The organism is uncultured Winogradskyella sp. (genome assembly GCF_947498005.1).
Lineage (GTDB): Bacteria > Bacteroidota > Bacteroidia > Flavobacteriales > Flavobacteriaceae > Winogradskyella.
Map to the genome: position 1 here is coordinate 450493 of NZ_CANMIW010000002.1, position 21987 is coordinate 472479.

General features: G+C 32.6%; 19 protein-coding genes. 11 read left to right on the forward strand and 8 right to left on the reverse strand.

Annotated elements, in window-relative coordinates:
- From Q0891_RS05345 to Q0891_RS05360, 4 genes are all read right to left on the reverse strand, one after another.
- Complete coding sequence (locus tag Q0891_RS05345; RefSeq protein ID WP_299099470.1) at window positions 1-906, reverse strand: TIGR01777 family oxidoreductase; 906 nt, start codon at window positions 904-906, stop codon at window positions 1-3.
- Between the two features lie 380 nt (window positions 907-1286).
- Complete coding sequence (gene mnmD / locus Q0891_RS05350; protein WP_299099472.1) at window positions 1287-1967, reverse strand: tRNA (5-methylaminomethyl-2-thiouridine)(34)-methyltransferase MnmD; 681 nt, start codon at window positions 1965-1967, stop codon at window positions 1287-1289.
- A gap of 1 nt (window position 1968) precedes the next feature.
- Window positions 1969-2427, reverse strand: coding sequence for a hypothetical protein (locus tag Q0891_RS05355; RefSeq protein WP_299099473.1), 459 nt, complete (start codon window positions 2425-2427; stop codon window positions 1969-1971).
- Window positions 2405-2905 carry a DUF4920 domain-containing protein gene (locus tag Q0891_RS05360; protein WP_299099475.1) on the reverse strand — a complete coding sequence of 167 codons (501 nt, stop codon included), beginning with the start codon at window positions 2903-2905 and terminating at the stop codon, window positions 2405-2407. Before Q0891_RS05360 ends, Q0891_RS05355 begins: the two co-directional genes overlap by 23 nt.
- Before the next feature lie 117 nt (window positions 2906-3022).
- Between Q0891_RS05360 and Q0891_RS05365 the strand changes: the two genes are divergently transcribed.
- Window positions 3023-4096 (forward strand): branched-chain amino acid aminotransferase, encoded by a 1074-nt coding sequence (locus Q0891_RS05365; RefSeq protein ID WP_299099478.1) that lies wholly within the window; start codon window positions 3023-3025, stop codon window positions 4094-4096.
- A 55-nt stretch (window positions 4097-4151) separates the two neighbouring features.
- On the opposite strand, the gene Q0891_RS05370 is transcribed toward Q0891_RS05365, so the two are convergent.
- Together Q0891_RS05370 and Q0891_RS05380 are read right to left on the reverse strand one after the other, a co-directional pair.
- Window positions 4152-4538 (reverse strand): nucleoside triphosphate pyrophosphohydrolase family protein, encoded by a 387-nt coding sequence (locus Q0891_RS05370; RefSeq protein WP_157362990.1) that lies wholly within the window; start codon window positions 4536-4538, stop codon window positions 4152-4154.
- 298 nt (window positions 4539-4836) lie between these two features.
- Window positions 4837-5490 carry a YceI family protein gene (locus Q0891_RS05380; protein WP_299099482.1) on the reverse strand — a complete coding sequence of 218 codons (654 nt, stop codon included), beginning with the start codon at window positions 5488-5490 and terminating at the stop codon, window positions 4837-4839.
- Window positions 5491-5644: 154 nt separating this feature from the next.
- Between Q0891_RS05380 and Q0891_RS05385 the strand changes: the two genes are divergently transcribed.
- The 9 genes from Q0891_RS05385 (at window position 5645) to Q0891_RS05425 (ending at window position 18830) form a co-directional block, all read left to right on the forward strand.
- Complete coding sequence (locus Q0891_RS05385; protein WP_299099485.1) at window positions 5645-6196, forward strand: nucleotide exchange factor GrpE; 552 nt, start codon at window positions 5645-5647, stop codon at window positions 6194-6196.
- A 49-nt stretch (window positions 6197-6245) separates the two neighbouring features.
- Window positions 6246-7367: a molecular chaperone DnaJ gene (gene dnaJ, locus Q0891_RS05390; RefSeq protein WP_299099487.1), complete on the forward strand. Its 1122-nt coding sequence runs from the start codon at window positions 6246-6248 to the stop codon at window positions 7365-7367.
- Window positions 7368-7697: 330 nt separating this feature from the next.
- Window positions 7698-8624 (forward strand): ABC transporter ATP-binding protein, encoded by a 927-nt coding sequence (locus Q0891_RS05395; protein ID WP_299099489.1) that lies wholly within the window; start codon window positions 7698-7700, stop codon window positions 8622-8624.
- Window positions 8625-8626: 2 nt separating this feature from the next.
- Entirely contained in the window at window positions 8627-9940 is a 1314-nt protein-coding gene (locus Q0891_RS05400) for an ABC transporter permease (RefSeq protein ID WP_299099491.1), read from the forward strand.
- Window positions 9941-9944: 4 nt separating this feature from the next.
- Window positions 9945-10817, forward strand: coding sequence for a mechanosensitive ion channel domain-containing protein (locus Q0891_RS05405; RefSeq protein ID WP_299099493.1), 873 nt, complete (start codon window positions 9945-9947; stop codon window positions 10815-10817).
- 18 nt (window positions 10818-10835) lie between these two features.
- Complete coding sequence (locus Q0891_RS05410; RefSeq protein ID WP_299099494.1) at window positions 10836-11726, forward strand: DUF6268 family outer membrane beta-barrel protein; 891 nt, start codon at window positions 10836-10838, stop codon at window positions 11724-11726.
- Between the two features lie 2 nt (window positions 11727-11728).
- A complete protein-coding gene (locus Q0891_RS05415; protein WP_299099496.1) occupies window positions 11729-12892 on the forward strand; it encodes a sigma-54 dependent transcriptional regulator in 1164 nt (387 codons plus the stop codon).
- A gap of 628 nt (window positions 12893-13520) precedes the next feature.
- Window positions 13521-17804: a T9SS type A sorting domain-containing protein gene (locus Q0891_RS05420; RefSeq protein WP_299099498.1), complete on the forward strand. Its 4284-nt coding sequence runs from the start codon at window positions 13521-13523 to the stop codon at window positions 17802-17804.
- A gap of 147 nt (window positions 17805-17951) precedes the next feature.
- Window positions 17952-18830 carry a PPK2 family polyphosphate kinase gene (locus Q0891_RS05425; protein ID WP_299099500.1) on the forward strand — a complete coding sequence of 293 codons (879 nt, stop codon included), beginning with the start codon at window positions 17952-17954 and terminating at the stop codon, window positions 18828-18830.
- Window positions 18831-18881: 51 nt separating this feature from the next.
- Here Q0891_RS05425 and Q0891_RS05430 read toward each other — a convergent pair whose 3' ends face one another.
- Window positions 18882-19901, reverse strand: a complete 1020-nt coding sequence (locus tag Q0891_RS05430; RefSeq protein WP_299099502.1) for an AI-2E family transporter — start codon at window positions 19899-19901, stop codon at window positions 18882-18884.
- A 90-nt stretch (window positions 19902-19991) separates the two neighbouring features.
- Window positions 19992-21197, reverse strand: coding sequence for a diaminopimelate decarboxylase (lysA, locus tag Q0891_RS05435; protein ID WP_299099504.1), 1206 nt, complete (start codon window positions 21195-21197; stop codon window positions 19992-19994).
- 121 nt (window positions 21198-21318) lie between these two features.
- Between lysA and Q0891_RS05440 the strand changes: the two genes are divergently transcribed.
- Window positions 21319-21975, forward strand: a complete 657-nt coding sequence (locus Q0891_RS05440; protein ID WP_299099506.1) for a hypothetical protein — start codon at window positions 21319-21321, stop codon at window positions 21973-21975.
- The last annotated feature ends 12 nt before the right edge of the window (window positions 21976-21987 follow it).

The following is a 21987-nucleotide window of genomic DNA, read 5'->3' on the forward strand; positions in this document are numbered from 1 at the left end:
CTATCCCAACAAATCCTCTAAAGCAGGTTTCAAATTCACATACTGAAAATTAAAACCTTCATTTTCTACTTTTTGAGAACTGACACGTTGACTTTCGAATAAAAGAATGTGCATTTCGCCCAAAACTAATTTCATAGCGAATTTTGGAATATTAGGTAAAATCAACGGACGATGTAACACTTTAGCAGCAAGTTTAGTCAGTTCCTTATTAGTAACCGCATTAGGCGCGACACCATTATAAATACCTTCTAAATTTTGTTGTACCGCAAAGACAAAGAGTGACGCTAAGTCTTTAACATGAATCCAGCTTTGCCATTGTTTTCCACTACCAAAAGCCGCACCAGCACCAAACTTTATGGGTTTTACAATTTCGGGTAATGCACCACCATCTTTGGCTAAAACTAACCCAATTCTTATCTTGGCGACCTTACAACCTAAAGCTTTAAATCCATCCACTGCAGCTTCCCATTCTTTAACCACTTTACCTAAAAATGAATCTGAAATTTCGATAGTTGTTTCTTCGTAATAATTAACCAAGCTCGTTGGGTAAATGCCAATAGCGCTGGCAGAAACCACATGGTCAATTTTATAACTATGTGTTTTTATGGTGTCTTGAAGCAGTTGCGCAGTTTTTGTTCTGCTTTCTAAGATTTGTTTTTTGTAATCCTCTGTCCAACGTTTAGAAATAGAAGCACCAACCATATTAATAATGGCAGTAACACCTTCAAAACAAGTGTGGTCTATTTCGTTTTTATTGGGATTCCAATAGAAACCTTTGTAATTGTCTGCTGTACTAAGTTTCGATTTTGAAGTCGTTAAGTAATGTACATTAATGCCTTCTGTATGACATTTTTTTACAATTTCTTGTCCTATTAATCCTGTTGCACCTGTTATTAAAACGGTCATTTTCTTTTTTATGTAAAGATACGAAAGGTGTAAAGGTTCTGTAAGTGTTTTAGTTAGGATTTAACGTTTGAAATATTAATGCATACGTTTCCGTCAGTTCGAGTGATTTTGAAGTACGAAAAAATTGTATCGAGAACCTTGTTAATAGAATAGCTTCTCGATACAAATTCCTAAAAAGGGAATTTTACTCGAAGTGACGATAAGGTTAATTTATGTTTATACAAATATTGCTGAATGCTATTCACTCTTTTTTGTTGCTCTCAACATTTAATTTACTATTCGTTCATTGAATGTTTCATTGCTTTTAACATTTAGCTCGCTATTTGCTCACTGAATGTTTCGTTGCTCTCAACATTTAGCTCATTGCATGTCGCTGAATGTTACGAGCCCTTTTTTTGGGCTCGTAACATTTCACGTTTTCCAGGAGGTCCAGGTAAGCGCTCAACAATAAAACCAACAGCTTGCATAGCACGTCTTACACTTCCTTTAGCAGAATACGTTACTAAAACACCATTGTCTTGTAAGGCGTTATACATTATTTTAAAAATATCTTCGGTCCATAAATCGGGTTGAACGCGAGCACCAAAAGCATCAAAATAAATGATGTTGTAAGCATTGACAGCTGTGATATCTTTGAAGAATTTTTCCTGTTTTTCTAATTTAAAATCTGGAGTGATATCGTGTGTTGTTTCCCAAGACGTACTGTGTAATTTATTAAAAACGGCTTCGTGAGGTTTAGAAATTAATTCCACATAATTAAGCTGGTTAATTTCTTCAAGCTGAACAGGATAGGCTTCAACACCAGTATAATTGAGTTTTAACTTCAATTTTTCGGCTTCAATCAAGGTTAAAAACGCATTGAGACCTGTGCCGAAACCAATTTCTAAAATGGAAATGGGTTTAGATTCTGAAACAAATTCAGAATAAAAAAGCAAACCATGTTTTAAAAATACGTGGTTTGCTTCTTGTATGGCACCATGAATGGAATGGTATTGCTCGTTCCAATCTTCTATTTGAATGGTTTTAGAACCATCTGAGGTGGTAATTATTTTTCGTTTCAATTTATTGAATCAATAGTTTTTTAATCTTTGGAATTGGTCCTGTACATTCTGTTTTATGGCAACCTAAACAATTATTAATTGATGCATTGTAACGTTCTTTTAAATCTACGTTAGAGATGGTATCTATAATGGTTTGTTGCGACTCAATAAATACATTTACAAAACTATTCCAAGCAGCTGTTCTGCCTTTTTTATCAGTCATTTCTGCCGAGTGTAATTTAGCTAAATCCAAAGGCAAATGCGTTGGTGTTTCGCCAGCTATAATTTGTGCTTTTAACTGTTGGTTATAAGCATACATGGCATTCATGAAATTCGCCATTTCAGAAGGTTGATACATATCGTATTCAACCACTTTCTTAGTAGTTGATTCAGCTACTTTTTCCTCGTTTTTACAATTTATTAAGAGTAGAAATGAAAATAAAAATAAACTGAGATATTTATTGTTGTAATAAAACGCCATCTGCTTCAAAACGGTATTCAAACTTAGGTTCTGTTATTTTATTTACTTCTTCTTCAGATTTTCCAGCATCTTCTGCGTAATGTCTTAATTCATCAACAGAAGTTTCAGATACAAAAGCTTTACCGTGAATTACAACTTCGCCTTCAGCATTTAAAGGCATAAAAAAACCGTAATCTTTAAATTTCACCATGACTTCTTCTGAACCAGCATCAATAGTCATCCAACACCCTTTTTTAGAACAAACTTCAATTATTTCCCCTTTCATTTTAGAATTAATAGTGTCGCCAACTTTTAAACCTTTGTAATGTTCCATCATTCGCTCAGGAGAAAGTGCATCATTATCTGTGATTTCTTTACCAAAAGATGCGTAGGCAATTTCTTTAGTAGCTTCTTCGCTAGTGTCAACCTCAGTTTTAGTTTCGTTTTTGCATGAAAACAGGGCGAAACAAATTGCGGATAGTAAAATTATTTTTTTCATTATTGATAGATTTTTTATTGAATAATTATCGATTTGTAAATTTAAACAATTTTAAGGAATATTACTTTTTTTTAACGCTGTCGATTATGTATTTTTGTTGCTAAACATCATTTAATTATGGCTATTCAGACACAGAATATTAGCATTGAAAAATCTGAAACTACAAAGATTAATAGTGTAGATTTTAGTAAACTAGATTTTGGAAAAGTTTTTACTGACCATATGTTTGTCTGTGATTACGAAAATGGCGAATGGCAAGCACCTAAAATTATGCCCTACCAAGCGATGACTTTTGAGCCGTCTGCTCGGGTTTTTCATTATGGTCAAGCTGTTTTTGAAGGTATGAAAGCTTATAAGGATAATGATGGAAAAGTTTTTCTTTTTAGACCAAAGCAGAATTTTGATAGAATAAATAAATCATCAGAACGTTTGGCCATGCCTGCTTTTCCTGAAAATTATTTTTTTGAAGGTTTAGAAGCCTTATTAAAATTAGATAATGATTGGATTAAACCAGGAATTGGTAACTCGTTATATATACGCCCTTTTGTAATTGCAACCGAACCAGCTATTTCGGCTTCACCTGCAAATACTTATCGTTTTATGATTATCTGTTCACCAGCACAATCGTATTATAACTCACCAGTACGTGTATTGGTTGCAGAGCAATTTAGTAGATCTGCAAATGGAGGTGTTGGTGCTGCAAAAGCGGCTGGAAACTATGCTGCACAATTTTATCCTACAAGTTTAGCGCAGAAGGAAGGGTTTCAGCAAATAATCTGGACAGATGCTGATACGCATTCATATCTTGAAGAAGCAGGAACAATGAATGTGTTTTTTAGAGTGAATGACAAGTTGATTACCGCACCAGTTAGTGATCGTATTTTAGATGGTATTACACGTAAGAGTATTATTCAATTAGCTGAAGATTTAGGAATTACCTGCGAAGTAAGACAAGTAAAAGTTGATGAAATTAAGCAAGCTGCAAAAGCTGGCAGTCTTAAAGAAGTATTTGGAGCAGGTACAGCAGCTGTAATCAGTGAGATTTCTGCATTTCAGCATAATGAGGAATTATTTGAAATTTCTGGTGTTGGAGCAGAGGATTCTTATGCTAAATTGTTTAAACAAACTTTATTGAATATACAGTATAATGTATCTGAAGATAAACATGGGTGGAGACGTGAAGTTAAATAATACGCTCTTTAGATATATACTTACATAAAAAAAAGCAGCCAAATGGCTGCTTTTTCTATGATTCTAAAATCTCTTTTATGTTGGGTTTAAAATAGTTTGGGCCTTTTAAAACTTTGCCATCTTCTCGGTAAATTGGTTCACCATCAGCGCCTAATTTACTCATATTACTGCGTTGTATTTCTTCAAAAACTTCTTCTATTTTGTGCTGCATACCATGTTCTATAATAGTACCACATAAAATATAAAGCATATCGCCTAATGCATCAGCGACTTCAACCAAGTCATTGGATTTTGCTGCTTCTAGATATTCTTCGTTTTCCTCTCGCATAAGTTCATAACGCAATAAGTTTTTGTCTAGACCAAGGTCTGCTTTTGGAGTTTCGCGATGTCCTATCTTAAAAGCTGTATGAAAAGCTTTAACTGCATTAATTTTGTCTTGCATAGTTGTTGGTTTAATTCCTATTTTTGCATAAAAATAAGAAGATGTTTAGTACTGGTCAATTGATTTTTGGAATATTATTTTTTATAGCTTTCGTAATTATTGTAGGTTACCAGTATCGTAAAGATCTTAAACTACATAGAAAATATTATAAAGGTACTATTTGGATTCTACTTGCCTTTATAGGTTTTATTGGTATGATCGCTGCTATTAAGTTTATATTTATGTAAGTTAAATATTAACAAAAAAAAAGCAGCCATTTAATGACTGCTCTCTCTTTACAACATAAATATAATTATGCTTAAGCTTTTGTTGCCGTTAAGGTAACCTTCATTTCAATATCATCATTAATAAATTTATCTCCTAAATTATCAAAGAATGATTTTGAACCATACTCAACATTCCACTTAGAACGGTCAATAGTAAAGGTTTCACTAGTTAGAGCAATCATATCATCTTTAATTTCTGTAGTTACAGGGAAACTGATATTATTTGTAGCTTCTTTTATCATTAAATTTCCCGAAAGCATGGTTTTGCCTTCTACAGTTTCAATACCTGTAATTTCAAATTTAGCTGTTGGGTGTTTTTCAACGTTAAAAAAGTCAGCATTTTTTAAATGACCAACAAGTTTAGCGTTACCTTCTTCTTCAGCAGGAATATCACTAACAACAATACTATTCATATCAATTGTAAAACTTCCACTTTCAATAGTTTCACCGTTAATATCTATAGTACCTTCAGATATTGCAATCGTTCCAAAGTGAGAACCGGTTGGCTTAAAACCTTTCCAGCTAATACTAGATTCTTCAGTGTTTACGTTATAGGTTGTAGCTGAGACTTCAGCAACGGCAGCTTCTTCAGCCTTCGTTGTTTCAGCTTCTTTAGCTTTGTCTCCACAGCTTACAAATGTTATTATAGTAATTAATGTAAAAATTTTAAAAAATTGGCTTTTCATATCAATGTTTTTTTATGAGTTAGTTAATGTTAAACAAAGGTAGGTAATAGTAAGGTGAAATTATGATAAAAAAATGTTAATGACATTTTGACATTTTTATAATAATGGCAGTACTTTTGCCAATTCTAAATCAAAGATTTAAATAGAACTCAAAATGAGTAAAAAAGATAAGAATACAAAAGTAGAAGAACCACAAGTTGAGGATCAGGCTACAACAACAGCAGAGGCTGATGCAGAAATTCAAGAAAAACGTTCTCCAGAGGAGCAATTGCAAGATCAATTGGTTGCAGAGAAGGATAAATTTATGCGATTGTTTGCTGAATTTGAAAACTACAAAAAGCGTACAACAAAAGAGCGCATAGAATTGTTTAAAACTGCTAGTCAGGATGTAATGGTTTCTATGTTACCTGTTTTAGACGACTTTGAGCGTGCATTGATGCATATTGAAGACGATAAAGAGGCAGAAGAGCTAAGAAAAGGTGTTTTATTGATATACAATAAATTGGTAAACACTTTAGAACAGAAGGGACTCTCTAAAATAGCAGTGAACAAAGGTGATACATTTAACGCTGATGATCATGAAGCAATTACGCAAATCCCAGCACCATCAGACGATTTAAAAGGAAAAATTATTGATGTTGTAGAACACGGTTACAAATTGGGAGATAAAGTAATTCGTTTTCCTAAAGTCGTTATAGGGCAATAAAATCTATAATACGAGTTCCAAATATTTGTGAAACGAAGAAATTAAGTTGATGAAAGAAGATTATTACGAAGTATTAGGCATAAGTAAAGGTGCAACAGCAGGAGAGATAAAAAAGGCGTATCGTAAGATGGCTTTAAAATATCATCCAGATAAAAATCCTGATGATAGCAGTGCTGAAGAAAAATTTAAGAAAGCAGCCGAAGCTTACGAAGTTTTAAGTGATGCTGACAAAAAAGCACGTTATGATCAATTTGGTCACCAAGCCTTTGACGGTAATGGTGGAGGTGGCTTCGGTGGAGGCGGAATGAATATGGATGACATCTTTAGTCAATTCGGAGATATTTTCGGAGGTGGCTTTGGAGGAGGTGGATTCAGTGGCTTCGGTGGAGGCGGTAGACAACGTGTTGTTAAAGGAAGTAATTTGCGTATTCGTGTTACTTTATCTTTAGAAGATATTGCTAATGGCGTAGAAAAGAAAATAAAAGTAAAACGTAAAATACAAGCGCCAGATACAACTTATAAAACGTGTGAAACTTGTAATGGGACTGGTCAAGTGACTAGAGTTACCAATACTATTTTGGGTCGTATGCAAACTTCTGCAGCTTGTCCTACATGTGGTGGAGCCGGTCAGTCTATTGATAAAAAACCTTCAGATGCAGATGCACAAGGGTTAAAAGTATCAGAAGAAACAGTTACTGTTAAAATACCAGCAGGTGTCGTTGATGGTATGCAATTAAAAGTTACAGGAAAAGGTAACGACGCACCAGGTAATGGTATTGCCGGAGATTTATTGGTTGCTATACAAGAAGAAGAGCATGCGACATTAAAACGCGAAGGCGATAATTTACATTACGATATGTATGTGAGTTTACCAGATGCTGTATTAGGAAATTCTAAAGAAATAGATACTGTTACTGGTAAAGTAAGAATAAAAATAGAACCAGGTGTTCAGTCTGGTAAAATCTTAAGATTAAGAGGTAAAGGAATACCAAGTATTAATGGTTACGGAAAAGGTGATTTGTTAGTGCATGTAAACGTCTGGACACCAAAGACTTTAAGTAAAAAACAAAAAGCATTTTTTGAAAGCATGAGAGAAGATGAGCATTTTGAGCCTAAACCAGAAAGCTCGGATAAATCTTTTTTTGAAAAAGTAAAAGATATGTTTTCATAATAGGCTTCTTTTTAAGAAAAAATACTATATTTGAATTATCGCTAATAATAATTGGCGATAATTTTTCTTTTTCATAGCAATTTTTTCCCATCCTTGTCTAACCATAAGGGTGGGTTTTGTTTTTGTAGTCGTTACTATAAATATCAATAATTTATGCTTCGGTTCGTTAGATTTAGTGTATATTCTTCATAATACAATTATCAGAACTAATTATTTTTTAGACCTATTTTTGATTAATTAAATTTAATACAAATTGTATGGTATAATTATTCAATATCTATTACATTTAATATCTTTACGTAATAACCAAACCCTAAAATTTAGTTTTGTATGAATGACTTGTTAGTTGCTAATTCCGTTTCTAAAAATTTCGGAAAGTTTAAAGCACTAAATGAAGTATCTATTGCTGTGCCAAAAGGTAGCATATTTGGATTACTTGGTCCAAACGGAGCAGGTAAAACCACGTTAATAAGAATTATTAACCAAATAACAATGCCAGATCAAGGTACTGTTCTTTTAGATGGTCAGCCATTAAAACCAGAACATATTAGAGATATTGGTTACCTGCCAGAGGAGCGAGGCTTGTACAAGTCTATGAAAGTTGGTGAACAATGTCTGTATTTGGCACAATTGAAAGGGTTGAGTAAGACTGAGGCTAAAAAGCGATTAAAGTATTGGTTCGAAAAATTAGAAATTGGAGATTGGTGGAACAAAAAAATACAAGAACTAAGTAAAGGGCAAGCTCAAAAAATTCAGTTTGTTGTTACTGTATTGCATCAACCAAAATTATTGATTTTTGATGAACCGTTTTCTGGTTTTGATCCTATTAATGCAAATCTGATTAAGGACGAAATTTTACAATTAAGAGAGGAAGGTGCAACAGTCATCTTTTCTACACATAGAATGGAGTCTGTGGAAGAATTATGTGACCATATTGCATTAATACATAAATCTAACAAAATTTTAGACGGAAAGTTAAATGACATTAAACGTCAAAATAAGACAAATACTTTTGAGGTAGGTTTAGAGTCATTAGATAAGGATAGAGTTTTTGCTGAAATTCAGGATAAATTTGAAGTGCTTCCGGCAACATTTAGAAATTTAAATGATGATATTAAATTAAATATTAAGTTAGGAGAACACAATTCTCCCAACGATTTACTTTCATTTTTAACATCTAGAGCACAAGTGCATCACTTTGTAGAAGTTATACCTTCTGCTAGTGATATTTTTATTCAAACAATAAAAAATAATTAAGGATGAATCACTTACCATTAATTATAAAACGTGAATATTTCACAAAGGTGAAGAATAAATCATTTGTGATTATGACTTTTTTAAGTCCGCTTATAATGATTGCTCTAATTGCCGTAGTCGCTTATTTATCTCAATTAAATAATGATAAGCAACGAACCATTTCTATTTTAGATGAAACGGGTTATTTAAAAGATGTTTTTCAAAATACGGATAACACTACATATACAAAGTTAAATGGTCTTGAATTGGAAGACGCATTGATTCTAGTAAAGGAAAAGGAGGATTATGGCTTGCTACACATTGCAAAAGTAGATTCTTTAAGTGTATTTGCGGATAATGTAAAATTCTATTCAGAAGATTCACCTTCCCTTAGTATTATGTCTGGACTGGAGCAAAAAATAGAAAAACGATTACGAGAAATGAAGCTTCAAAAAGATGGCGTTTCAATAGCACAAATTGAAGCCTCTAAAACTAATATAGAAATACAGCAAGAGAGTTTTGAAGGTGAAAAAAGTTCTAAAATAGATAATGTTGTAAAATTAGCATTTGGTGGCGCTGCAGGTTACTTGTTATTTATGTTTATTATCATTTATGGTAATATGATAATGCGCAGTGTAATTGAAGAAAAAACAAGTAGAATTATAGAGGTTATTATTTCGTCTGTAAAACCCATTCAGCTTATGATGGGTAAAATAATTGGTACATCTTTGGCAGGTGTTACTCAATTTGTAATTTGGGTAATCTTGGGAGGTGTTTTAATGGTTGTTGTATCAACGATTTTTGGAATTGATTTAACGCAGGTGCAAACACCACAGCAAGAAATGATGAACCAAGCGATACAAGCTGAAGGAGCGCAAGCGATGGCTGAGAATTTAATAGTTGCTATAGGTAATTTGCCAATGACCAACTTAATAATTGCATTTATGTTTTTCTTCATTGGTGGTTATTTACTTTATAGCTCGCTATATGCAGCTATTGGTGCAGCAGTGGATAATGAAACAGATACGCAACAATTTATGCTGCCTATTTTAATGCCACTAATTTTAGCCGTTTACGTTGGTGTTTTTACAGTTATTGAAGATCCACATGGAACAGTCTCAACAGTATTTTCATTTATTCCATTAACGTCACCCGTTGTTATGTTAATGCGTATTCCGTTTGGTGTACCGCTTTGGCAACAAGGATTGTCATTGTTGTTGTTAATTGGGACTTTCATTTTAGCAGTGTGGTTTGCGGCTAAAATTTATAGAGTAGGAATTTTAATGTATGGTAAAAAACCAACTTATAAGGAATTATTTAAATGGTTGAAATATTAACTTAATGATTCAAAATTTCACTGAAATAGAAGAAAAAATTACTGAGAGTACCATTTGGGAAAAAACCAAGGAATTCTTAGGCTTACATATGGATATCGGTAATGATATCAGTATTTCTATTTTGGATGTAATCATTATTGTCACTGCAATTTTTTTAACTACTATAGTTTTAAGGGTAGTTTTAAAAATCATTACCAGAAAATTACCTAACGAAGATAAGGGCAAATTTAACGTGGTATATGGCTATTTTAGATGGGTAGTTTATCTTGTTATCTTTTTAATAACACTTAATAGTGTGGGCGTCAATGTTACAGCTGTTTTTGCTGCTTCAGCGGCTTTACTTATAGGTATTGGTTTAGCGTTACAAACGTTGTTTAAGGATATTATTTCTGGTGTTTTTATTTTAATAGATCAAACTGTACATGTAGGCGATATTATTGAAATTGAGGGTAAAGTAGGTAGAGTAGAGGAAATAAAATTAAGAACTACTAGAGCTGTTACTATAGATAATAAAGTATTGGTAATTCCCAATCACTTGTATCTAGAGAATAGTCTTTATAATTGGACACAAAACGGCTCTACTACAAGAGAAAATGTGGAAGTTGGTGTAGCTTACGGAAGCGATGTACAATTGGTTAGAAAATTACTTCTGCAAGCCGCAAGTACAAATGATGATGTGTTATCTATGCCTGAACCAAACGTGGTTTTCACAAATTTTGGAGACAGTGCTATAGAATTTAAATTGGTTTTTACATTATCGGATAGCTTCAAGGCACAATTTCCTAAAAGCGAAATACGTTTTGAAATTGATCGACTGTTTAGAGAAAATAATATTTCCATACCATTTCCACAGCGCGATATACACATTATTAAATAAGAAAAATAGAAAGATTAAATGAATTTACGCTTATCAAAATGTTATACTTTACTCGTCATATTATGTTTTGGCTGTTTGCAACTTGCGCAAGCACAATTAACAGATTTGGCGCGTTTAGAATATTCATTTATTCCTAGCAGTAAATCAGAAGATCAATATACTCGTTTAAAAGCTTCGTTTAATTACCCTATTAAAATTAAAGAAAAAAACTATCTCATTGTTGGAGCAGAATATAATAGAATGATACTTAATCTTGAAGAAGATTATCCTTTTAATATTAAACAATTAGAGAAATTACATGTAATTGATTTTAGCTTAGGTTATACGTTTAAAACTAGCGAACATTGGCGATTGGGATTAAAAGTCACACCAAGAATTGCATCTACGCTAACAACTGATCTTACCTCGAATGACCTCTTTTTAAATGGTGGTGTTTTTGCAATTAAGGACAGAACTGATTCTGAAGATTTAAAAAGACCTTACCGATTAATTTTAGGACTTACTTATAATTCTACAGCAGGTATTCCGTTTCCGTTGCCATTTGTGAGTTATTACAGACGTGTCAATGAAAAATGGTCTTTTAGTCTTGGTGTACCGAAGTCTAACGTAAAATATTTCTTTAACGAAAAAAGCCACTTGCAAACATTTGCAGGTCTAGATGGTTATTTTGCCAATATTCAAAATCCTATAGCCGTAAATCAGAAGGTTGCTGATAATATTTCACTTTCAGTTGCCATTGGAGGACTTGGGTATGAATATTGTTTTACAAAACATTTAATAGCATACTCTTATGTCGGTTATACCTTTTTATTGAGTAATCATTTGAGAGATGATGATAGAAAAGATGTCTATAAACTAAATGACTTGAATGCCTTCTATTTTAGAAGTGGATTAAAATTTAAATTATAATTATGCCAAAAATATTAATAATAGAAGACGAAGCTGCAATTAGAAGAGTATTGGTAAAAATACTCTCTGAAGAAAATGATACCTACCAAGTAGAGGAGGCAGAAGACGGTTTAGCAGGTATCGAAAAGATTAAAAAAGAGGATTATGATTTAGTGCTTTGCGATATTAAAATGCCAAAAATGGATGGTGTGGAAGTTTTAGAAGCCGTAAAGAAAATTAAACCAGAAACACCAATGGTTATGATTTCTGGACATGGTGATTTAGATACAGCCGTGAACACTATGCGCTTAGGTGCCTTTGATTATATCTCAAAGCCACCAGATTTAAATAGGTTATTAAATACTGTTAGAATCGCTTTAGACCGCAAAGAATTAGTTGTAGAGAATAAAATGCTGAAGAAAAAAGTCAGTAAAAACTACGAAATGATTGGTAAAAGCGATGGTATTGCGCGTATCAAAGATATGATTGATAAAGTAGCACCAACTGATGCTCGTGTTTTAGTCACAGGTCCAAACGGTACAGGGAAAGAGCTCGTAGCACATTGGTTACATCAAAAAAGTGATCGTTCTAAAGGCCCTATGATTGAAGTTAACTGTGCAGCAATACCAAGTGAATTAATTGAAAGTGAATTATTCGGTCACGTCAAAGGTGCGTTTACTTCTGCAGCAAAAGATAGAGCCGGTAAATTTGAAGCTGCAAATGGCGGAACCATATTCTTAGATGAAATAGGAGATATGAGTCTATCTGCTCAAGCTAAGGTTCTGAGAGCATTACAAGAGAGTCGTATTCAGCGTGTTGGTAGTGATAAGGATATTAAAGTGAATGTTAGAGTTGTAGCAGCTACAAATAAAAATCTTAAAAAGGAGATTGCCGATGGAAAGTTTAGGGAAGATTTATACCATAGGTTAGCAGTTATCTTAATTGAAGTGCCAGCATTAAACGATAGACGCGAAGATATTCCTCTTTTAATTAATTATTTCGCGGATAAGATTTCAGGGGAACAAGGCAATGCTAAAAAGTCATTCTCAGCAAAAGCGATTAAATTACTTCAAAATTATGATTGGACAGGTAACATACGAGAATTAAGAAATGTTGTTGAACGTTTAATAATTCTGGGTGAAAAAGAAGTCAGTGAAAGTGATGTGAAAGCTTTTGCTTCAAAATAAGGTGTAATTTTTCGGATTAGTAACGTTTTCAAATATCAGTGTCTTAAAGAAATAGCTATTAAAATCGGATGAAATACATTTTTTATCCGATAAAATGTATTTTTTTGTTAGATAAAGTGTATATTGCAAAAATTTTAATGACTAATTTAATAGCCTATTTTTGTAATGTTATGAAAGACAATCCCTTATCTTTTGAAGTGTTATATTCGTATAACTACTTCATATAAAGTTAGAGTAAAAAACATATTTTAACTTTAATCAATTCCCTTTATAGAAAAATTTTCCCCTAATTTACTTATACTACAACCCTTAATAGTATCTGGTCTAGAATTACTTCATAAATAAAATTGATTTTACATCTTTTCGAAAGTTTCGACGAATCGATTAATGTCTAAACTTACCGTTAAAATACTGATGTCATTTCTGTTGAATATGCCTTAAATAATTGGGTGAAATCAACTCCTCGACACATAATTGCATTTCATCGTAACTAAAAAGGTGCTTTACCGAAATAGTAGATTTGAGCTGAGTATAGCCGATATCTTTGCATCAGAATTATTGATCTTAGATATGTACTATTTCAATAATCATGGAATCAAAATTGAATAATTAAATACCTACATACGTTATGAATTTAAAACCCTTAATTTTCTGTGCCTTGTTGATGAGTTGCAGTTTAATCAGTTTTTCGCAATCTCCTGGAGGTGTTGGTAAGTCCGACATGTCTATTTGGGTAAGAGGCGACTTTGGTGTGAGTGATGATGGAACATTAACTTGGTTAGATGATAGTGGATTAAACAATGAACTCTATCAAGCTACTGCTAACGCTAAACCAATACAAAGTAGTGCTTTAAATTTTAATAGTACGTTCACTTTTGATGGTGCAAATGATAGTTTTGCAATTTCTAATCTGAATTATGCTAATAATCAAACCATAAACCAGCTGTACGGATTTGTGATTTATAAAACCGATTATAGTTCTACTGGTTATAATGGGAATTGGTCGTTTATTGATTTCGATAGAAGTGAAACCTTTAACTTTTATATTCATGGAGACGGGAGACTAGCAATGTCTTATCAATCTGGTGGAACACGAGATTTAGTAGCAAACACAGCATCAAATGATAATGCCGCGCATTTAGGAACATTTATATTCAATTCTTCAGAGACAAATGAGTCTGTGATGAGATTAGATGGTAATATTGATTATTCTCAAGATATTACATCTTCACCTATTTTAACATCGAGTAATAGATATGGTTTTGTTGGTGATGGATCAGAAGCATCATCCGAAAACGGGACTACAAATAATGTAAATTATGATGGAGAAATTGCTGAAATTATTTTTTACGAAGAAAATAGTTTGTCAGCAACAGACATTCATAAAATAGAATCTTACTTAGCGATTAAATATGGTATTACCTTAAATGAAAGTATCGGTAGTTATGTGAATTCATCGAACACCATTTTATGGGATAATTCTTCATATTGGAATGATGTTTCAGGTATTATCAATGATAGTAGTCTTGGCTCTATTAATCAAAAAGTTGCGCAATCAAATAATAATGAAGAGCTTATAATAGCAACTAGTAATAATTATTCATCTCTAAATAGTGATGCTTCAAGGACAGAATTACCATTAAATACGTCATTGCTTTTTGGTCATAATGGCGAAAATTTTGAAGTTGAAAATTTTGACGTCGCAAATAGTGAATTCATAATCAAAAGAAAATGGTATTTTCAAGAAGTAGGAGAAACAGGTACTGTGTTTATTGCATTGCCAAAATCAGCTTATAATAGTAGTGAAATAGATGTAATAGTTAGCAGCGATGATACGTTTGATTCGAGTGATGCGAGATATCCATTGATAGAGGGATCAGATCACTTTTATACATCAATCAATATCAGCAATGGAGATCGTATAACCTACATTATAAAGGATAACGTAGCTCCAGGTGGAGCAATAGGCTCTAAATTATGGTATAAAGCAGATAAAGGCGTTTCTCAAGTAGGTGGATCTGTAGATGGTGTAAAGAATCAATTAGGAAATAGGAATCATTTATCACAATCTAATGCTACTAATCAACCAAGTAATGTTAATTCAATGAACTATAATCCAACATTTACATTTGATGGAAATAGTGATAGATTACCTATTGAAGACTTAAATTATACAAGCGCAGATAACTTAAACCAAGTTTATGTATGGACAGTATATTCTACAACTTATTCAGATTTATCAGGTGTATCTAATACATATGATAGTATGAACTGGGCATTTTTAGATTTTGATAGAAGTGAGTGGTTTAATACTTCCGTTGGTGGTGATGGTACATTAGGGTTTTCATACCATCCATCTGGGTCTGATATCGTAGACGTTAGCGGAACAACAGTTACAAATGATGGTACACCTCAAATTGGAGGATATGTTTACGATCTCTCAGAGGTAAATGAAACTTCAATAAGATTAAATGGGTCAGAAGAAATTAGTGTGGATATGTCTACAGTAGCTTTAAATAGTAATAATAGACGTTTTGGCTATGTTGGTGATGGTTCTGAAGCCAATAATTTTGATTCTGCAGCGAACAACTTGTACTATTCTGGAGACATCTCTGAAATTATATATTTTGAAAATGTAGTCTTAGAGCCTTCAAAAATTGAGACCATAGAATCATATCTAGCTCTAAAGTATGGTGTTACGTTAAATCAGGACATTACACCAACAAACTATTATGCTAGTAATTGGAATGGTACATCTGGTTTAGTAACTTGGGATGCTACACAAAATATAGGCTACAATAATGATATAGCAGGTATAGGATTAGATAAAAGCACGGGATTAGATCAACGAGTTTCTAAATCTAGAAATGGAGATGCATTAGTAACATTTGCATTAGATAATGACTTTGTATCCTTAAATACAGATGAAATTGCAAGAAGCACTCAGCATGATTCAAATTTAAGTTTCATGACATGGGGAAACAATGATGCCGCTTTATCTTGGTCAGCATTAGATATAGAATCTTGCGAAAAACAAATATTTGATCGTGTTTGGCATATTGAAGAAACAGGTGTTGTAGGTATAGTATACATTTCAGTGCCAGATTATTCTAGTACAGAAACTACAAAAATACCTACAGTAGTATCTAATTTAAGTTTAGTGACTAAACTTGGTGATAATGATTTTTCAACGGGAGCTACAGTGACAGCATTAACATTAAATGGGACAAATTGGGAGTTGCCAGCAGGTATAGATTTAGAAGATGGCGTTTATTTTACCTTCCAAACTTACGTAGAGTCAAAAACTGCTATTGGTACAGATTGGAATACAGCTGCAGATTGGTCGCCTTCTGGTGTGCCAAGTGCATCAAATAATGTTGTTATTCCTAGTGGAATAAATATGAATATAGCAGCAGGACTTAAATCTGCGAATTATATAAAATTAGAAGCTGGTTCAGGACTTACCATAGAAAGTGGCGCAACTTTAGATAGTTACTGTAAAGTTTTATTAGAGTCAAATTCAACAGGCTTTTCAAGTTTAATTTTAGATGGTACAATTAATGGCGAAGTGACTTATGAGAGACATGTAAATATTGCAGCAACGTCAGGTAATGCAACTGCTTCTAATGATTTAATTAGTGCACCATTAACAGGACAATCATTTGGAGATTTTAGAGCAACTAATCCTAATATTCTGTCAGGTACTATTGGTGGAAGTCCGGCGTTTTTATTCGGACCATTTGATACAGCAGCAGATGCCTACGTAAATTATGAGCCAAGTGATGATACATCTACTTTAGATGCAGGTATAGGTTACCGAACAGGTTCTACTGATAATGGAGTTTATAAATTTACTGGTAATATAGAAACAACAACAGTAACTACGCCAGTTGAAACAGGTTCAGAATTGGTATGGAATCTTGTAGGTAATCCATATCCTTCATACTTAAATGTTCAAGATTTTTTAAGCAATGCAGATAACCAACAAATCATTAATAATGGATTTTATTTTGGAGTCTATGGTTATGATGGTGCTGCACATGATGGATGGACGATTTACAACCTAGCCAATACTACGGCGACAACAGCATTGGCGCCAGGTCAAGGGTTTTTTATCGCAACGGAGCCAAATGTCTCTGGTAGCATAACGTTTACAACAGGTATGAGAAGTACTGGTAATTCAGATGATTTCATTGTAGGTAGAAATGAAACAAGCCCATTAACGTACTTAAAACTTAAGGCGAGTACAGATAATGATGCCTACAGAACAGATTTCTATTTTAATACTAACGGAACAAGAGGGTTAGATGTAGGTTACGATGCAATTACAGGATTTGGAGCTTTAAATGGTTTTTCATTGTATTCTAATTTATTAGAGAATAATGTAGGTGAGCCCATAGCACTTCAAACTTTAAATGATGCCGATCTAAATAATGTTACTATACCATTAGGTGTACATGCTAATGCAGGTGAATTGCTAACGTTTAGTATTCAGTCATCGACGTTACCTTCTGGTACTCAGGTTTATTTACAAGATACAGCTACTAATAGATCGACACTTTTATCAGAAACGGATTATATAATCACACCAACTTCTGATTTGAGTGGAACAGGACGCTTTTATTTAAACATTGTAAACAATGCCTTGTCTTTAATTAATTATGAAGATGAATCATTAGTGCTTTTTAATAATCCTAACTCAAATACTTTAGTGTTAAAAGGAATGTTGAGTACAGAAGCAACGATTCAGCTATATGATATACAAGGAAGATTGGTTGAAAGTAGAGTTCTAGAAACGAATGTAAATTCTCAAAACATTAATTATAACAACTTAAAATCTGGAGTATTTGTTGCAAAAATTTCCGGAGAAAATGTTTCAAAAATTCAAAAAGTAATTTTTTACGATAATTAGACCCTTAATTAATTGACATTTTTGAAATCCCGTAATGGGATGAATAAGCTGGCCTCGTGTCAGCTTTTTCTTTTTAATTAAGTTGATCTGAATTCACAAGCCCTATTTTATAAAATCTTCACTATATTTAAGTCATTAAATAAAAACATGAAAAAAATTAAAGTAGAGGATTTTAAAATTTCTTCAAAGGTAAATATTAAAGATTTAGAGACTAAAGTTGATCTTGGTGTAGGTAAAAAACAGCTTGAACGAGAACTTAGAACGGTCAGTGAAAACTTAGCAGATATACAAAATACAATGTATGCTCATGGCAAATATGCTGTACTAATGTGTATTCAAGGTATGGATACTGCAGGAAAAGATAGCCTTATACGAGAAGTTTTTAAGGAGTTTAATGTGAGAGGAATTGTTGCTCATAGCTTTAAAAAACCAACGGAATTAGAGTTGAAGCATGATTATTTATGGAGACATGTTATTGCCTTACCAGCTCGTGGTAAATTTGGTATCTTTAATAGAACTCACTACGAAAATGTGCTAGTTACAAGAGTTCATCCTGAATATTTAATGTATGAGAATATGCCAGATGTCAATAGTTTAGATGATGTAGATGACGCCTTTTGGGACAGACGTTTTAACGAAATCAATAATTTTGAGAAGCATATAGCAGAAAACGGAACTATAGTTTTTAAGTTTTTCTTAAACCTATCTAAAGACGAACAAAAAAATAGACTTTTAAGGCGACTGAATAAACCGAGTAAAAACTGGAAATTTTCTCCAGATGATTTAGATGAACGTAAATGTTGGGATGATTATCAAGACTATTATGAAGATGCTTTAAACAGAACATCTAAAGAACATGCTCCTTGGTATAATATTCCTGCAGATGATAAACCTGCAGCAAGATATATTGTTGCCAAAATTCTTTATGACACTTTAAAGGAATATACAGATATTAAAGAACCAGAATTGCCTGCTAAACAAAAAGCAAATATAGATTTGTACAAAGCGCAGTTAGAGGAAGAATAACTTTAGATTTACTATAACTTGTTTAATAATAAATGTTATTGGCCGATCACATTATATTTGATCGGCTTTTCCATATTCATCTTTATATATTTTAACCAAAGCCATAAACATACTTACTAATAGTGGACCAAAAATTAGACCAATAAAACCAAATAAGGGAACACCAACAATGACACCAATCAATGTGATTAATGGATGGACATTATCTAATTTTTTTAAAACAAATAGTCTAATTAAATTGTCTGTAGAACCTACCACAACAAACCCGTAAATTAAAATACCGTAGGCTTGAAAACTATTTCCAGTGGACAATGTTAAAATAAATACTGGCAGAATACCTACTAAAGTACCTACAAACGGAATCATAGAACCGATTGTTACAATAACAAACCAAAACAAAGGTTCTTCAATACCAAAAATTAAAAAACCAATTAAAGCAATGAGTCCTTGTGCTATGGCAACTAACGGAATTCCGATGGCGTTAGATTTTACCATGGTCTGTACTTCACGACCTATTTCATTGATATTATCATTGTCCATGGGAATGTATTTTCGCAACGATTGTCTTAGTTCCTGTCGGTTGGTAAGCATAAAGTAGAGCATAAAGTACATTAAGCCTATAGCAATAAATAGGTTAAATGTATTGCCAACCATACTTTGCGCACTATCAGATATCCATGTGGTAATAGCCTCAGTATCCATTTGAGAATTTATATCTATACCAGTTTTAAATTTTATTTTCCCAACTTGATCTTGAAATGCATCTATTACTCTTTCGCTATTAGCTGCTATATTCGAAATTTTATTAGCCAACATAATACCAAATCCACTAAGAGGTATCATAACAATAACAAACGAAGCTAACATTAAAATTAATGCGGTTATGTTCGATTTCCATTTGTAATGAGTAACTAAATATCTCATTGGTTTCCTTAGGAGTATATAAAATGTAATTGCGCCTAAAACACCACTCAAATAAGGAAGCATTTCACGGAAAATCAAACTACCAGTGAGTAAGATTAGCAGTAAAACAAATATTTGGCGAATAATTTTAGGCGCAATTTGAGTCATATAAAAGTGGAATAAAATCAATCAAAGATAACCGCAATTGATATTAGTTAGTACTTTATATACACAAAAAGTTAACGCAAATAGATGAAGTTAAAAAGCAATCTCTACCTGATTGTGTATGATGTCCTCAAAAACTTCGCGTTTTCTAATAAGATGTGCTTTACCTTTATAGACTAAAACTTCAGCAGGTCTGTAACGAGAGTTATAGTTGCTCGCCATAGAAAAGCAATAAGCACCAGCATTTTTAAAGCATAGAATATCGCCTTCGTTTATTTCTGCAATACGTCTATTATTAGCAAAGGTATCTGTTTCGCAGATGTATCCTACTACAGAATAGAAACGTTCACGTCCTTTAGGATTAGAAATATTTACAATATCATGCTGAGAACCATATAGCATTGGTCTAATTAAGTGATTAAAGCCAGAATCTATCTGAGCAAAAACCGTGGAAGTAGTTTGTTTTACAGCATTCACGTTAGCTAAAAAGACACCAGCCTCACTCACTAAAAATTTTCCAGGCTCAAAGGCTAAGGTTAAATCTTTGCCGTATTCCTTACAGAATTCATTAAATCGTTTAGATAATTTTTCGCCTAACTCTTCAATATTAGTTTCAATATCTCCTTCTTTATAAGGTACTTTAAATCCAGATCCAAAATCAATAAATTCTAAATTCTTGAAATTTTTAGCCGTTTCAAATAGAATTTCACTGGCATATAAAAACACATCGATATCTAAAATATCGCTTCCTGTATGCATATGAATTCCGTTGATATTCATCTTAGTATTCTTAATAATACGAAGTAATAAAGGAATTTGATGAATGGAAATCCCAAACTTACTATCAATATGTCCTACAGAAATATTAGTATTTCCTCCAGCCATAACGTGCGGATTAATACGAATACAAACAGGAACTTTTGGATGTTTTGTTCCAAATTGCTCTAAGATAGATAGGTTGTCAATATTAATTTGTACACCTAATTTTGCAGCTCTTTCTATTTCTTCAAGAGAAACGCCATTTGGTGTAAATATTATATTTTCTGGTTTAAATCCTGCCTTTAAACCTAATTGTACTTCTTGGATAGATACAGTATCTATGCTAGAACCCAATTTGTTAAATAACTTAAGTATTGATAAATTAGAAAGTGCTTTTACAGCATAATTTAATCGCAACTGTTTAACCTTACTAAAAGCTTTTGTTAATCGTTTGTACTGAAATTCTATTTTTTCAGCATCATAGACATAAACAGGACTTCCAAAATCTTTTGCAATCTTTAATAAGGCGTTATCTTTCATTCTTTCTTTATCTTAAAATTTATTGTTATTTGAAGTGCCGAAAATAGAATGATTCCTTTTAATAAACATATAAATGTAAAAAAAAGAGTATTTTTACACAAATTGTTAAATAATTAACAAAATGAAAACAATCGCATCTTGTGTACAAGAGATAATAGTAGAAAGTCCATTCTTAGAAGAGGGCTTGTCTCGTGAGATCATAAATTTCTCGGCTTTAGCTAAAGATTTGAAAGAACCAATTTCAAAAATGTTAAGAAAACCAGTAAAAGAAGGTGCTATAATGATGGCTTTACGACGCTATCAACAACCTCTGAATCTCAAAAATTCTCAGAGTTTAAAAAAGACATTTGATCAGTTAGGAGATATTACTGTGCGTTCTAATCTAAGTGATTTTACATTTCAGAATTCTACGACCTTAATAGATAGTCATTCTCAAATTTTAGAAAAAATAAGTAGTAATCACCAGATATTTTATGCATTTACTCGAGGTATGTTTGAGAGCAATATTATTATTTCTACCTCAGAAAAGGAAAGTGTATTAAATGCTTTTAAAAACGAAACACAAATAGGGTTGCAAGAAAAATTGTCTGCAATAAGTATTTATTTGCCAAAGGGTAATTCTAAAATAGTAGGATTATATTATCAAATTTTCAAGCGATTGGCTTGGGAAAATATTACGCTTTATGAAGTCGTATCTACAACAAATGAATTTACCATTGTAGTAGAAGATTATTTAGTTGATAAAGCGTTTTCAGCGATAAAGCGATTAATTGATTAAAAACTATTGGTA